The sequence below is a fragment of the Burkholderia sp. LFS061 genome, from assembly GCF_047978125.1.
GTDB lineage: Bacteria > Pseudomonadota > Gammaproteobacteria > Burkholderiales > Burkholderiaceae > Burkholderia > Burkholderia pyrrocinia_C.
In genome coordinates this window covers 1-503 of record NZ_JBFPFS010000145.1, presented here as the reverse complement: position 1 = coordinate 503, position 503 = coordinate 1, and the positions used below count along the sequence as shown (strand labels likewise).

Below are 503 nucleotides of genomic sequence, written 5' to 3'. Positions count from 1 at the left end.
CGGCACCACGTAGCTCAGCAGGAACGTGACGATGCCGAACGCGATCAGCGTGACGATGCCCGGATACGTGAAGGCCAGCAGGATCTTCTGCTTCAGCGCGTTGCTCTGCTCGATGTAGTCGGCCAGGCGCGACAGCACGATGCCGAGCTTGCCCGTGTGCTCGCCCGCCGCGACGAGCGCGCGGTAGATTTCCGGAAAATCGCGCGGATGCTGGCCCAGCGCATTCGCGAGCGAATGGCCGCCGAGCACCTCGGCGCGGATCGCGGCCATCAGTTCGCGGATGTAGTCGCGTTCGGTCTGCTCGGTCAGCACGCCGAGCGCCTCGTCGAGCGGCAGCCCCGCGATCAGCAGGCTCGCGAGCTGGCGCGTGAGGATCGCCTGTTCGCGCTGCGACAGCTTGCGGCCGAACGCGAGCCGCTGCGTACGCGCGCCGCGCGTCGCGCTGGCGGCCGGCTCGACGACGAGCGGCGTGAGCCCCTGCGTGCGCAACTGGCCGCGCGCGG

General features: G+C 70.2%; 1 protein-coding gene. It reads right to left on the bottom strand.

The genetic code is table 11. The features are described 5' to 3' along the window. Positions 1-503, bottom strand: a 503-nt coding sequence (locus tag ACNQQL_RS36085) for a type II secretion system F family protein (RefSeq protein ID WP_347069715.1), incomplete at both ends; no start/stop codon positions are given.